The 13,581-nt window shown below is 66.0% G+C and carries 13 protein-coding genes and 1 riboswitch; of the genes, 3 read left to right on the top strand and 10 right to left on the bottom strand.

Annotated elements, in window-relative coordinates:
- From ASC89_RS03790 to ASC89_RS03820, 7 genes are all read right to left on the bottom strand, one after another.
- Entirely contained in the window at positions 1 to 1,833 is a 1,833-nt protein-coding gene (locus ASC89_RS03790; protein ID WP_082533154.1) for an ABC transporter ATP-binding protein, read from the bottom strand.
- A 59-nt stretch (positions 1,834 to 1,892) separates the two neighbouring features.
- A riboswitch (guanidine-I (ykkC/yxkD leader) is annotated at positions 1,893 to 2,000 on the bottom strand.
- Between the two features lie 161 nt (positions 2,001 to 2,161).
- Entirely contained in the window at positions 2,162 to 3,976 is a 1,815-nt protein-coding gene (locus ASC89_RS03795) for an ABC-F family ATP-binding cassette domain-containing protein (protein ID WP_055994686.1), read from the bottom strand.
- Between the two features lie 431 nt (positions 3,977 to 4,407).
- On the bottom strand, positions 4,408 to 4,884 hold the full coding sequence (gene rirA / locus ASC89_RS03800) for an iron-responsive transcriptional regulator RirA (RefSeq protein WP_055873572.1): 477 nt from the start codon (positions 4,882 to 4,884) through the stop codon (positions 4,408 to 4,410).
- A 199-nt stretch (positions 4,885 to 5,083) separates the two neighbouring features.
- Positions 5,084 to 6,130: an aldo/keto reductase gene (locus ASC89_RS03805; RefSeq protein WP_055873569.1), complete on the bottom strand. Its 1,047-nt coding sequence runs from the start codon at positions 6,128 to 6,130 to the stop codon at positions 5,084 to 5,086.
- 453 nt (positions 6,131 to 6,583) lie between these two features.
- Positions 6,584 to 6,784, bottom strand: a complete 201-nt coding sequence (locus ASC89_RS29215) for a DUF2188 domain-containing protein (protein ID WP_156384485.1) — start codon at positions 6,782 to 6,784, stop codon at positions 6,584 to 6,586.
- 79 nt (positions 6,785 to 6,863) lie between these two features.
- Positions 6,864 to 7,961, bottom strand: coding sequence for an ATP-dependent RecD-like DNA helicase (locus ASC89_RS03815; protein WP_055873563.1), 1,098 nt, complete (start codon positions 7,959 to 7,961; stop codon positions 6,864 to 6,866).
- Positions 7,961 to 8,647 carry a fumarylacetoacetate hydrolase family protein gene (locus tag ASC89_RS03820; protein ID WP_055994689.1) on the bottom strand — a complete coding sequence of 229 codons (687 nt, stop codon included), beginning with the start codon at positions 8,645 to 8,647 and terminating at the stop codon, positions 7,961 to 7,963. Before ASC89_RS03820 ends, ASC89_RS03815 begins: the two co-directional genes overlap by 1 nt.
- Positions 8,648 to 8,816: 169 nt before the next feature.
- Between ASC89_RS03820 and ASC89_RS03825 the strand changes: the two genes are divergently transcribed.
- Entirely contained in the window at positions 8,817 to 9,674 is an 858-nt protein-coding gene (locus tag ASC89_RS03825; protein ID WP_055994692.1) for an alpha/beta hydrolase, read from the top strand.
- Positions 9,675 to 9,845: 171 nt separating this feature from the next.
- Here the strand turns inward: ASC89_RS03825 and ASC89_RS03830 are convergent, their stop codons facing one another.
- Entirely contained in the window at positions 9,846 to 10,154 is a 309-nt protein-coding gene (locus ASC89_RS03830; RefSeq protein ID WP_055994695.1) for a Dabb family protein, read from the bottom strand.
- Complete coding sequence (locus ASC89_RS03835; RefSeq protein WP_055994698.1) at positions 10,154 to 10,900, bottom strand: SDR family NAD(P)-dependent oxidoreductase; 747 nt, start codon at positions 10,898 to 10,900, stop codon at positions 10,154 to 10,156. Before ASC89_RS03835 ends, ASC89_RS03830 begins: the two co-directional genes overlap by 1 nt.
- 210 nt (positions 10,901 to 11,110) lie before the next feature.
- Here ASC89_RS03835 and ASC89_RS03840 point away from each other — a divergent pair, with 210 nt between their 5' ends.
- The gene (locus ASC89_RS03840; protein WP_055994705.1) at positions 11,111 to 11,299 is read left to right on the top strand and encodes a DUF4089 domain-containing protein; all 189 of its coding nucleotides are present in this window, start codon (positions 11,111 to 11,113) and stop codon (positions 11,297 to 11,299) included.
- A complete protein-coding gene (locus tag ASC89_RS03845) occupies positions 11,296 to 12,690 on the top strand; it encodes an AtzE family amidohydrolase (RefSeq protein WP_055994709.1) in 1,395 nt (464 codons plus the stop codon). Before ASC89_RS03840 ends, ASC89_RS03845 begins: the two co-directional genes overlap by 4 nt.
- A gap of 157 nt (positions 12,691 to 12,847) precedes the next feature.
- On the opposite strand, the gene ASC89_RS03850 is transcribed toward ASC89_RS03845, so the two are convergent.
- Positions 12,848 to 13,579: an SDR family oxidoreductase gene (locus ASC89_RS03850; RefSeq protein WP_055873541.1), complete on the bottom strand. Its 732-nt coding sequence runs from the start codon at positions 13,577 to 13,579 to the stop codon at positions 12,848 to 12,850.
- Between the last annotated feature and the right edge of the window lie 2 nt (positions 13,580 to 13,581).

A 13,581-nucleotide genomic window follows, 5' to 3' on the forward strand; every position in this document is an offset into this window, starting at 1 on the left:
TCAGCTGGCTAGAGCATCTGATTGGTCGCGCTCTCGAGGTGGAAAAGTCTGCAACTTTTCCTGAGAGCCCCCCAAGCGCGGCACGGCGCCGACCAGCATTTTCGTGTAGGGTGCTTGCGGGGCGGAAATGACCTGATCAGCCTCGCCGACTTCGACGAGATGGCCTTTCTCCAGCACCGCGATGCGGTCGGCGATAAGCCGGGCAGCGGCGAGATCGTGGGTAACGAACAGCATGGCCATGCCCATGGAGCGGCGGAGGCTCCCGAGGAGGTTGAGCGTCTGCGCCGCGAGGGAAACGTCCATAGCGCTGATCGGCTCGTCGCAGAGCAGCAGCTTTGGCGGCACGACCACGGCGCGGGCGACGGTGATGCGCTGGCACTGGCCGCCAGAAAGTTCGCTCGGCAGGGCGTGCTGCAGCGCCGGATCGACGCCAACAAGCTTCAGCGCTTCAGCGATCTTCTTGTCCTGCTCATGCCGGCTAAGCCCCAGCGGGCGGAGGCGGTCGCGGATCTGTTCGCCGACGGTCAGCCAGGGTGTAAGTGCCGCGACGGCATCCTGAAACACCACTTGCGGCGGGATGCCGCCGAACCATGATACGTCGCCTTCGTCGGGGGCGAGGAGGCCCGCCGCGATGCGGAGCAGGGTGGATTTGCCCGAGCCACTTTCACCGACGAGCGCGACGCACTCGCCCTGCTGGATCCTGAGGTCGATGCCGGCGAGGACCTGGGTCTGGCGGGCAGGACGTAGGATCCCGCGTTTCGGGCCGAAGCTCTTCTCGATGCGGTAGAGCTCGAGCGCGTTGGCTTCGCTCGCCGATGCCTCGGGCCAGCTCGGAGCTTCGCGGACGCGGGCGAGCAGGTCCGGCACCCGATTGGATTGGAAGCACGCGACCTGTCGCCCATCCTGCCGGCGCACCAGGTCCGGCTTGCGCTCGGAGCACTCGGCTTCGGCAAGGGGGCAGCGGGTGACGTAGTTGCAGTGCGCGCCGCTCGGCCGCGCCCGCAGCTGCTCGGAGGCGAGCGTCCCAAGCTGGCGGCTGCGGTCGGAATCGAGATCGAAGCGGGCGGCGAGGAGGCCCGCCGAGTAAGGGTGCGACGGCGCGGCGATCAGCGCGCGGGTGTGCCCGACTTCGGCAACGCGCCCGCCATAAAGCACCATCACCCGGTCGGCGAGTTCGGCGGCGACAGCGAGGTCGTGCGTGATGAAGAGCGTGGCGGTGTTGTGCTCACGGGCGAGATCGCGGAGCAGGGTGAGGATCTGCGCCTGCACCGTGACATCGAGTGCAGTCGTCGGCTCGTCGGCGATCAGCACGCGCGGCTTTGCCGCCATGCTCATCGCGATCAGCACGCGCTGGCGCTGGCCGCCCGACAGGCGGTGCGGCATGTCGGCGGCAATACGCCTGGGGTTGGGCAGGCCGGTGCGGGCGAGCCACTCGAGCACTTCGTCGGCGCTGAGCCCGCTCTCACGCAACTGCGCGCCGATGCTCATCGTGGGGTTGAGCGCGCCCATCGGATCCTGTGGGACAGCGCGGACGAGGCTAAGTCGGAGGTCGCGCAACTCACGCGGCCTGGCGCCGACGATCTCGCGCCCGGCGAGGCGGATGCTGCCAGATATCTCGGGCTGCGCTTCGGCTGGCAGGAGCCCCTGCAGCGTCAGGCCGATGGTGGACTTGCCGGAGCCGCTCTCGCCGACGAGCGCCACGACTTCGCCCGGGGCGAGATCGAAGTCGATGCCGTCGAGCACAGTGCTGGCGCGGCCATCGCGGCTGAGGCGGACGTGGAGGCCGCGGATGGAAAGAACAGGGGCTTCGGGTTCGGTCGCTGGAAGAGTCATCGCTCCCTCACGTTGAGGGATGACGAGACGCTGCGCTCGCCAATCCCTTGGCTAACGAGGTCTCCCGGGCTTTTGTCCCGCCGTGCACCTGGCGGGATGTCTCTCCCGGCCAGTGGCAGCTCTCGGACCAGCCGCGCCGAAGCGCCGGAACCCTAGCCACCAACTCTCAGCTAGTGAAGCAAGCTCCGTGCCAGGCGGGAACGGCCAGAAACTATGGAATTATGCGGGTCGACACATCCACGCTGCTCCAATTCTGAGCAACGCACATCGCCTTGCTTATTGGATTGGCATAACGGCCGGCAGCCGACAGCAACTGGATGCCTTGGCGCTACCCCTCGATTTCCTCGCGCAGGGCTTCGAGTTCCAGCCATTCGTCCTCAGCCTTGCCGAGCGCTGCCTGGGCCTTCTCCAGCACCTTGCCGGTGTCGGTGAACTTCTGCGGGTCGCGGGCATAGAGGTTGCCATCGGCCAGTACTGCATTGAGCTTGGCGATCTCGGCTTCGAGCCTGGCGATCTCCTTGGGCAGGGTCTCGAGCGCATGCTTCTGCTTGAAGCTGAGCTTCTGCTTGGCGGCGGGGTGCGAGCTGGTCTGCGGCAGTGCTGCCTGGCGTCCGCCCTTCGGCTTCGGGGCGCTGGCGGGCGCCGTGACACCATAGCCGCGCTGGCTCACCATGTCGGAATAGCCGCCCGGGTACTCGGTCCATTGCCCGCCGCCATCCGACACCACCACCGAGGTGGCGACGCGGTCGAGGAAATCGCGGTCGTGGCTGACGACGATCACTGTGCCCGGGTAGTCGGCCAGCATTTCCTGTAAGAGGTCGAGCGTTTCGAGGTCGAGGTCGTTGGTCGGTTCATCCAGCACCAGCACGTTCGAGGGCAGCGACAGCACCCGCGCCAGCACCAGCCGGCCACGCTCGCCGCCTGACAGCTTGCTGACAGCGGTGCCGGCCTGCTCGGGGCCGAACAGGAAGTCCTTCAGATAGCCCATGAAGTGCTTGGGCTGGCCGTTGATGACGAGGGTATCCGAGCCGCCGCCGGTCACTGCCTCCTTGAGCGTCATGTCGGCGCTGAGCGTGGCGCGGCGCTGGTCGAGGCTGGCGAGTTCGAGGTTGGCGCCGAGCCGCACCGTGCCGCTGTCGGGCGGCAGCTCGCCGGTCAACAGCTTGATCAGGGTGGTCTTGCCCGCGCCATTGGCGCCGATGATCCCCAGCCGGTCGCCCCGGATCACCCTTGTGGTGAAATCCTTGACGATGACCCGCTCGCCAAAGGCCTTCGAGATATCCTTGGCCTCCATCACCATCTTGCCCGAGGTCTCGCCCTCGGCGACCGAGATCTTCACCTCGCCGACGCCGCGCTTCAGGTCGCGCCGTTCCTGGCGCAGCGCGAACAGCCCGTCGAGCCGGCGCACGTTGCGCTTGCGCCGGGCGGTGACGCCATAAGTCAGCCAGTGTTCTTCGCGGACGATCTGCCGGTCGAGCTTGTGCCGGGCGGTTTCCTCCTCCTCCAGCACCTGGTCGCGCCATTCCTCGAAGCCGCCGAACCCCTTGTCGAGGCGGCGGGTGACGCCGCGGTCGAGCCAGACGGTCGAGCGGGTGAGGTCGGCGAGAAAGCGCCGGTCGTGGCTGATGATCACCAGCGCCGAGCGGATGCTGGAAAGCTCGTTCTCCAGCCACTCGATGGCCGGCAGGTCGAGGTGGTTGGTCGGCTCATCGAGCAGGATAATGTCCGGTTCGGGGGCCAGCACCCGGGCCAGGGCGGCGCGGCGCGCCTCGCCGCCGGAGAGTCGATGTGGCTCCTCGTTGCCGGTGAGGCCGAGCGCGTTGAGCAGGTAGGTGGCGCGGTAATGGTCGTCGCCTGCCTGCATGCCGGCTTCGACATAGGCAAGCACGTTGGGGTAGCCCGAGAGGTCCGGCTCCTGCGGCAGGTAGCGGATGGTGGCGCCCGGCTGCAGGAAGCGGCGGCCGCCATCGGGCTCGATTTCGCCGGCGGCGATCTTCAGCAGCGTCGATTTGCCGGAGCCGTTGCGACCGACCAGCGCCACCTTCTCGCCCGGCAGCAGCGACAGCTCGGCGCCCTCCAGCAGCTCGCTGGAGCCGAGGCGCAGGCGGATTTGCTGCAGGAAGAGAATGGGCGCGGCGGCCATTGGTTAGTCCGGGTTCAGTGGGTTCGGGGGCATAGAGCATGGGGGCGCCGCGAGATCAACGCGGGGCCCGAAGCGCTTTCAGGAAAATGCCTGTCCTCGCGAAGGCGGGGATTGCAGATTTTTCCAGCTCGAAAGCGCGACAAATCAAGACGGGTGCAGGTGGCAAAGATGAATGAACCGAGCCTGACGACCAGAGTCACAAGCCGTTCAACTGCCACTTGGCAAAAGCGCCCGGCCTCGGGCTTCGGGGCAGGTCGGGCAGGTGAGCGAGGGCCATGGGTTTGGGCCTTTGTCCGTCTGCCGGCAACCCCAGAGAGAGAGAGACTGGGTTCCGCCGCACGATCAACGCCCTTCGGGTCGGGCGCGTGTGGCGAAAGGGCGGATGCCGGACGGTTGGAGTCGGTCCGGCATCCGCCGCTAAGTCAGAGGGTTCAGTGCGCCGCTTCGCGGATCAGCACCGGCTCCATATCTTCGAACTTGAGGCCAAGCCGATCCCGCAACGACCGCCGCTTCGAAGCGAGGTCGGCGATAGTGTAGCTCTCGAGCACGTTGAAAAACGCGCCCAGTGCCTCGCGCAACGCCGCATTGACGTCGCAGCTGTCGGCCAAGGGGCAGGTCACGTCGCCATCCTCGAAGCACTCGGCCATCGAGAAGCTCTCTTCGGTAAGGCGGACGGTGTCGAGCAGGGTGATCTCTTCGGCCGGACGGCCGAGCTTGATGCCGCCGCGGCGGCCGCGCACCGTCTCGATCAGGCCGTTTTCAACCAGCGGCTTGATCAGCTTGAACAGGAACAGTTCCGAAATCGCATGTGCCTTGGCGATGTCGGCGACCCGGCTGAGGCCGGGCGCATTGACCGCACAATAGATCAGAGTGCGGATGGCGTAGTTGGACTGGCGAGTCAGTCTCATCGAATCTCCGATTCGGCGCGTCACGCCGACTTCTTGCTGCTTCCCCACGCAAAGCCCCGGATACCGGGCAATCTTTTGCGGCTGGATGGGGTCTGGAACCGCCCACAGTTTATAACGGTTCTAAACTTAGTCAAGAAAACATGACGCCTGCGTTCAGGATTGTGCCGGCGGGGGAGATCGGCCCGCCCGCACAACATGGTCACTTGTCGAGATAGGGCCGGTGCAGCGCCAGGTCAGGCTCGCTGAGGCGATCCTGCGCGGTAAAGTTCTGGTGCCAGTAGGGGTAGGGGAGGTTCGGCTGGCTGACCGCGTCGAGTCTGCCCAGTTCCTCGGCGGTGAGCTGCAGCTCGGCGGCTTTCAGGTTGTCCTCGAACTGCTCGATATTGCGGCCGCCGACGATCACCGAGGCAACGATCGGCTTACTCAACAGCCAGGCCAGCGACACCTGCGCGCCGGAGACGCCATGCGCGCTGGCCACTTCGTTGACCACATCGACGATCTTCCACAGGTGCTCCGGATCATAGATCGGCGGCTCCTTGAAGCCGCGCACCTGCCGGCCATCGCTCGGCTTCGAGTTGCGGGTGTACTTGCCCGACAGCCACCCGCCGGCCAGCGGCGACCACACCAGCACCGAAACGCCCTGGTCGAGCCCGGCCGGGATCAGCTCGAACTCGGCCTCACGCGAATGCAGCGTGTAGTGGATCTGCTGGGAGACGAAGCGCTGGTAGTTGCGCTCGTTCGAGGTGGCGAGCGCCTTCATCAGGTGCCAGGCCGAATAGTTCGAGCAGCCGATATAGCGGACCTTGCCCGAGCGGACGAGCGTATCGAGCGCCTCCAGCGTTTCCTCGAGCGGCGTCTGCCCGTCCCACTCATGCACCTGGTAGAGGTCGATGACGTCGGTCTTCATCCGTTTGAGCGACGCTTCCGCCTCGCGGATGATGTGCCAGCGGCTGAGGCCGCGATCATTGGGCCCCTTGCCGCGTGGGAAGCGCACCTTGGTGGCGATCAGCAGCCGATCACGCCGGCCATCGGTCAGCGCCTCGCCGATGATCGTCTCCGAGACGCTCCCCGAATAGACATTGGCGGTGTCGATCAGGTTGACGCCATGGTCGAGGCAGAGGTCGATCTGGCGCTGCGCCTCCTTGACGTTGGTATCGCCCCACAACCCATCGCCGCCGAACGTCGCCGTGCCGATCGACAGCGACGAGACCTTGAGGCCGGAACGGCCGAGCAATCGATAGTCCATGCTACCCTCCAGGAAATGTCGGCGCGGACCCTAAACCAGCGCGATGACAATGGGGAGTGTCCAAAGGCACGACGGAGCGCCGGCCGTCGGAAGCGGGGACAGAGACCGGCAGAAGAGCCTTCCAGGGGCTGATCTCGCAACCCGCTTTGGCGTGAGTTAACAAACCGCTACCCGGGTCGTCAGGCAACGGTCAGCACGACCGCCTTACTCTACGGCTCGGAGGTGGTGGAGGTGATCGCTTACATCGTGCAATTGCCAAGGGGCGACATCAGGCGCTTCGGCATGTTCAGCAGCATCGTGGTGCAGTCCGAGGAGATTCCCAGCATCGTCAGCATCGAGCCCGGCTACGCCGTGCGGCTGATGCGAGCCCACACGCAAATGGCTGCCATCATGGGGCAGATGTTCCCGACCTGGCGGATCGAACGGCTGACCGAGACGACGCGGCGCCCGTCATCAGGCCGGCCAGTGCTGCTGCACCCGCCCATCCTCGCTTTCAAGAAAGACCCGGTTATCGCCTCGGGTCCGCCGGGCCATGTCGACCGCGGCGCGGACCGCCCGATCCAGCGTTGAGTGGTTCGCGAGGACGGTAGGGCCGACGCTCAGGGTCCAGCGACCCTGGTTCGGGGAGACGAGAAATCGGAGGGGCTGCATCATCTGTTGCGTGCGCCGATCCTGTTACGAGGACACCAGCGTGCGCAATGCCGCGTTATCGGCGCGTTAACCGTTTGGCTGGTCAGGAGACCACGGTGATTTTCTCGCTGGCGCGGGTGACCCCGGTGTAGAGCCAGCGCTGCCGATCCTCGCGGAAGACATAGCTTTCGTCGAACAGGTAGACGTTGTCCCACTGGCTGCCCTGGGCTTTGTGCACGGTGAGGCAATAGCCGAAAGTGAACTCGTCGTACTGGCGGCGCTCGGGCCAGCTCAGCTGGTCTTCTTCGCCCGAAAAGAACGCCGCGTGCGTCACCACTTTGGCCTGCGTCGCCTTGGCGCCGGTGACTTCGTCCGGGTCGAGCGTCATCGAGTAGCGGGCGTTGGAGCGCTTCTTGACCTCGGCAGCCGTCCAGATCTGGCCATTGAGCAGCTTCTTGACCGGGTTGTTCCTGAGGCACACCAGGCGATCGCCGGCCACCGGCTCGTGCCGTGGCAGGTTCTTGATCTCGCGGATGCGGTCATTATAGGCCACCCGCGTCTTGTTGCGGCCGGCCAGCACCTGGTCAGCTTCCATCACCGCGTCGCGGTCGACATCGGCGCGCGGAATGACGAGGCTCTCGCCATAGCGGCCATGCTCGAGATAGCCGCCCTCGCGGATTTCCATCGACATGCGGATGATCGGGTTGTCCGCCGCCTGGCGGTGGATCTCGGTGAGCATATAGTCGGGCTCGTCGGCGGTGAAGAAACCAGCGCCCTGCACCGGCGGCAGCTGGAACGGATCGCCCAGCACCAGCACCTTGGTGCCGAAGCTGAGCAGGTCCCGGCCGAGCTGCTCGTCGACCATCGAGACCTCGTCGATGACGATCAGGTCGGCGGTCAGCGCCTCGCTCTCCGGGTCGAGCGCGAATTTCGGCTCGCCATCTTTCTCCGACACCAGCGCGTAGATCAGCGAGTGGATGGTCGAGGCGCCGCGCGCCCCGTATTTCCGCATCACCATCGCCGCCTTGCCGGTGAAGGCGGCATATTTCACCGACTTCACCCCCTGGGCGAGATGGCGGGCGAGCGTCGATTTGCCGGTGCCGGCCCAGCCGAACAGCCGGAACACCTGCTTGCCGTCCTTGTCCTTCAGCCAGCGCGATACCGACTGCAGCGCTTCATCCTGTTGCGGCGACCACTCCATCAGGCGATGCGCACCGTGACGGTTCCGATGCCTGATATTGAGCCTTCGAGCAGGTCGCCCTTGACCACAGCCGAAACCCCGGCCGGGGTGCCGGTGAAGATCAGGTCGCCGGGGAACAGTTCAAAGTACTTCGAGAGTTCGGCGATCACATGCGGCAGGTCCCAGGTCATGTCGGCGATATCGGCCGACTGGCGGGTCTCGCCGTTGACGCGGAGCTCGATGGCGCCCCTGAGCGGGGTTGGAATGCCCGCGGCCGGGACCAGTGTGCCGATCGGGGCAGAATGGTCGAACCCTTTGGCCACTTCCCAGGGCTTGGCGCCCTTCTTGGCCCAGGCCTGCAGGTCGCGGCGCGTCAGGTCAATGCCGACCGCATAGCCCCAGACGTGGTTCATCGCATCGGCGACGGCGATGTTCCTGCCGCCGGCGCCGATGGCGGCGACCAGCTCGATCTCGTGGTGGTGGTTCTGCGTCTCGGACGGGTAAGGCGAATCGGCGCCCTCGATCACCAGCGCATCGGCGGGTTTGGCGAAGAAGAACGGCGGCTCGGCATTGGGATCGTGCCCCATCTCGCGCGCGTGCTCGGCATAGTTGCGGCCCACGCAATAGATGCGGCGAACCGGGAACAGTCCTCCGCCGGCAACGGGGACGGCAGGCTGCGGCGGCGGCGCGATAACGTAATCGGACATCGTGGTTCCCATACTCTGAGGCGCGCCACACTAATCGAATCGGTCGTGGGACAAAATGAGAACTTTGCTCGTCGGCAAGTTCCCTGGGGGCGGCGGCTGCACCGTTTGGGGTGCTTGACTTGGCGGTTGCGGTCGGGCTCGGGTTGACCTGAGCTTGAGGGAGTACGCCGTGACCGCCATCGACCCGTTCGACATTCCCAACCTGGTGCCGGACTTCGAGGCGGTGAAGAATGGCAACCTCGCCGCCAGCGCCCGCACCCGCGCCACACTGAAGAGCCGGTTCGACCTCAGCTACGGCGACGGAGCGCGGCAGCGGCTCGACCTGTTCTTTCCCGAGAACGCCACCGGGCCGCTGCCGATCCACATGTTCATCCACGGCGGCTACTGGTTCTTGAACGACAAGGAAATGTTCGCCTTTCCCGCCGAGACCATCACCCGCAGCGGCGCCATCGCGGCGATCGTCGAATACACGCTGATCCCCAATGCGCGCCTGGCGCAGCTGGTCGACGAAGTGCGGCAGGCGGCGCGCTGGCTGATCGGAAATGCGGCAAGCTTTGGCGGCGACCCCAATGCGTTTTCGGCCTCGGGGCACTCGGCCGGCGGGCACCTCGCGAGCTATCTCGCGGCGCGCGCCCCGCACGAGGCGCATGCGCCCAATATCCCGGTGAAGTCGCTGCTGCTGGTGTCCGGGCTCTATGACCTGAGGCCGATCACCCAGAGCTACCTGCAGCCTGACCTGCTGCTGACCGACGAGGAGGTGGCCAACTTCTCCCCGCTCGGCGCCGAGCAACTGGCCGGCCCCGAGGTGGTGGTGGCGGTCGGCCACAACGAGACCGAGCCGTTTCACCTGCAGGCGCAGGACCTCTGCTTTGCCGCCGAGCGGCGCGGCCTCAACTACGAGCGGATCACGTTGCCCGATCTCGACCACATGACCATCGTCCGCGACCTCGGCCGGCCCGAGAGCCGCATGGGCGGGTTGCTGGCCGAGACTATTGCGGCGTCGCGGGGATGGGGGATCACGACGTGAGGATAGTTCGGTGTGGGAAGAGTACCCCCACCCTGTCCCTCCCCCGCAAGGGGGGAGGCGACCAAAACACTGGCGTCGGTGAGAGCGTCTCCCTCCCCCTTGCGGGGAGGGGACAGGGGTGGGGGTACTCTTCCCACACCGGCTTCTCTGGCGGGTGGCGAATACGCCCCCTCAAACCTCGATATCGAACACCAGCAGGCCCTTCACCCCTCCCTCGAGCGCCGCAACGAGCCGCTTGCCCGCTTCCTTGTGCTTGCCGTCGGCGAGATAGGCGTCGCGGGCGGCGGCGTCCGGGAAGTCCATGGTGAAGCCGTCGACAAAGCCCTGGTGCAGGCCTTCGGGCGAGAGGTTCGGGCCGTAACTCATGTGCTCGATCTCGAGGTGCACGCCGAGCACGGCGAGCTGGTCGTAGATCGACTGTATCTCGCTCAGGGGGACATCGTCGCGGAATTTCAGGAACACGCAGTGCCGGATGGTCATCAGTAGGTGGTCCTGCCGCCCGAGAGATCGAACACCGAGGCGGTGGTAAAACTGTTTTCCTTCGACACCAGCCAGGCGACCATGTTGGCGAGCTCATCCACCTCGAGAAAGCGGCCGCGCGGGATGCGGCTCAGCATGTACTCGATGAACTCCTTGGTGACTTCCTTGAGGATGGCGGTATTGGCCACCGCCGGGGTGATGGCGTTGACCGCGATATCGTACTTGGCGACTTCCTTGCCCAGCGCCTTCACCAGCCCGAGCACGCCGGATTTTGAGGCGGCATAAGCGGCGGCATTGGGGTTGCCCTCTTTGCCGGCGACCGACGAGATGTTGACGATTCGGCCATAGTTGCGCGCCTTCATCGAGGGGATCACCACGCGGTTGACGTAGAACGTGCCGTTGAGGTTGATCTCGATGACGCGCCGCCATTCGTCGAGCCCATACTCGTCGAGCGGCGCGTTCTTGCCGGCAATGCCGGCCGAGTTGAGGAGGATCGAGACCGGGCCGACCTGCTTCTCCACCGTAGCATGCGCGGCAGCCAGCCCGTCATAATCGGTGATATCGACCGTCTGGCTCGATGCCTCTGCGCCGAGCAGCCCCGTTGCCAGCTTCAAGGCCTCGGCGTCGCGGTCCCAGAGGCTGACTTTGGCGCCCGAGGCGATGAAGCGCTTGGCGCAGGCCAGGCCGAAGCCCGAGGCGCCGCCGGTGACCACGGCCACCTGCCCGTTGAGATCGATCTGATTCACGTTTGTTCCCTCGCTGCCGGTTTCCCCGGCCGTTTCCTCGCCACAAGCGCTAACATGTTAGTTCCGGCGAAACCAGTCGCTGCCGTGTCGTTGCCCCGCGACCATCAAGATGATTGCCGCGCAAGGCGCTGTCGTGTGAGGGTTATTTACGGCTGGTGGCACGAGAGCAGGGGGCTGCACTCGGCTGGCCGATGCGAGGCATGACGCGCCATGGCCTACAAACCCTTCGATGCCGATGCGCTGATCGACGCTGCGGCGCCGCTGCTGCAGCTGCGTATCGCGCCCGAGCACCGGGCCGGCATCAAGCTCAACCTGAAGACCGCCTCGAAGATGGCGGCGCTGGTCGAGCAGATCAAGCTCGACGATGACGCCGAGCCCGCGCCGGTCTATCGCGCATGAAGGCAACCGCCGACGCCGTCGAGATTGCCGAAGCCGTCAAAGGCGGCCAGGTCACGGCACGCGCCGTGACCGAGGCGGCGCTCAAGCGCATCGAACGGCACAACCCGATGCTGGGCGCCTTCACCGACGTGACGGCGGAGCGGGCGCTGGAGCAGGCCGAACTGGTCGACAGCAAGATCCGCAACGCCATGGATCCCGGCCCGCTCGCCGGCGTGCCGTTCGCGGTCAAGAACCTCTACGACATCAAGGGCATCACCACCCGCGCCGGCTCGAAGATCAACCGCGACAACCCGCCGGCAGCGCGCGATGCAACGCTGGTGAGCCGTCTCGAAGCCGCTGGCGCCGTGCTGCTCGGCGGCCTCAACATGGACGAATACGCCTACGGCTTCACCGGCGAGAACGCCCATGACGGCCCGTCGCGTAACCCACACGCCCTCGACCGGATGACCGGCGGCTCCTCAGCCGGCCCGGCTGCTGCGGTGGCTGGCGGGCTGGTGCCGTTGAGCCTCGGCTCCGACACCAACGGCTCGATCCGCGTGCCGGCCTCGTTCTGCGGCTTGTTCGGGCTGAAGCCGACCTATGGCCGGCTGAGCCGGGCGCATAGCTTCCCCTTTGTCTCCAGTCTCGATCACCTCGGTCCGCTCGCCCGCTCGACCCGCGACCTGGCGCTGGCCTATGACACGCTGCAGGGTTTTGACGAGGCCGATCCGGCGCAGACCAAGCGGGTGAACGAGCCGACCTTCGCGCGGCTGAAGCATCCGATCCCCGGGCTGCGCATCGCCGTCGCCGGCGAGTATTTCCTCGGCGCGCCGGAAGTGCAGGCGCAGGTGCAGAAGGTGGCGAAGGCCCTCGAGGTGACCAAGACCGTCACCCTGCCCGATGCGCAGGCAGCCCGCGCCGCAGCCTTCCTCATCACCATGGCCGAGGGGGCGACGCTGCATCTTGAGCGTTTGCGCGAACGTCCCGACGATTTCGACCCCGAGGTGCGCGATCGGCTGCTCGCCGGGACCATGCTGCCTGCTGTCTGGGTGGAGCGGGCGCAAAAACTACGCCGGGTGTTCCGCGATCGGGTGCTGAAACTGTTCGACGGGGTCGACGCCATCCTCGCCCCGGCAACGCCGATGAAGGCGCCGCTGCTCGGCCAGAAGACCGCGATGTTCGGCGGCGTCGAGCTGCCAGTGCGGCCCAATCTGGGGATCTTCACCCAGCCGATCTCGTTCATCGGCCTGCCGGTGGTGACGGTGCCGGTGTGGCAATATGGCGAGGACCTGCCACTCGGCGTCCAGGTGATCGCCGCGCCGTGGCGCGAGGATGTGTGCTTGAGGATCGCCCACCAGCTGGAAACGGCAGGGGTGTGCAAGGCCCCGGTGGCGCAGGGGTTTGCGGACTAGGTTGACCACCGGAGTTTGCGGCCACCCCCACCCTTGATCCCTCCCCACAAGGGGGAGGGAGAGCGATCGAGTTTCACTGGACTTTCAGTCGTCTCTCCCTCCCCTCGATGGGGAGGGATCAAGGGTGGGGTGGGGCCACCCGCACCGGATCCGTGGCTTAAGCCGTCCAGCCGCCGTCGATGATCTGCACCTGGCCGGTGGTGTAGGTGGCGCCGGCGAGATAGACGGCGAGGTCGGCAACCTCTTCCGGCTGGCCGATGCGGCCAATCGGCTGGCGGGCGATGAAGGCTTTCTTTGCCGCTTCGAAATCGCCGGTGGCGTGCCAGCGTTCGTGCAGCGACGGCGATTCGACGGTGCCCGGGCAGATGGCGTTCACCCGGATGCCCTTGTCGGTATAGTCGGCGGCCATCGACTTGGTGAGCCCGACCACGGCGGCCTTCGAAATGGTGTAGGCGGCGCGGTTCGGCACCGCGGTCACCGACGAGGCGACAGTCGCCATGTTGATGATGCAGCCATCCTTGCGCTCCAGCATCTGCGGCAGCACCGCCTTGATGGCGCGGATCTGCGCCCAGACGTTGAGGTCGAAGGCGAACTCGAGGTCCTTGTCGGGCATCTCGAGCACGGTACCCGACTGCACCACGCCGGCGCAGTTGAACAGGATATCGATGCGGCCGATCTCGGCCACCGCCTTGTTCACTTCTTCGGTGCTCAGCACGTTGAGCACCCGGGTGGTGACACCGGGAGTGCCGTCCAGCTCTTTGAGCTTTGCCGCATTGACGTCGGTGGCGATCACCTTGGCGCCGGCCTTGACGAAGGCATGCACCGAGGCAAGGCCGATACCCTGCGCCGCGGCGGTAATGAGAACGATCTTGCCGCTGATATCGGCCATGG

The sequence above is a fragment of the Devosia sp. Root413D1 genome, from assembly GCF_001425235.1.
GTDB lineage: Bacteria > Pseudomonadota > Alphaproteobacteria > Rhizobiales > Devosiaceae > Devosia_A.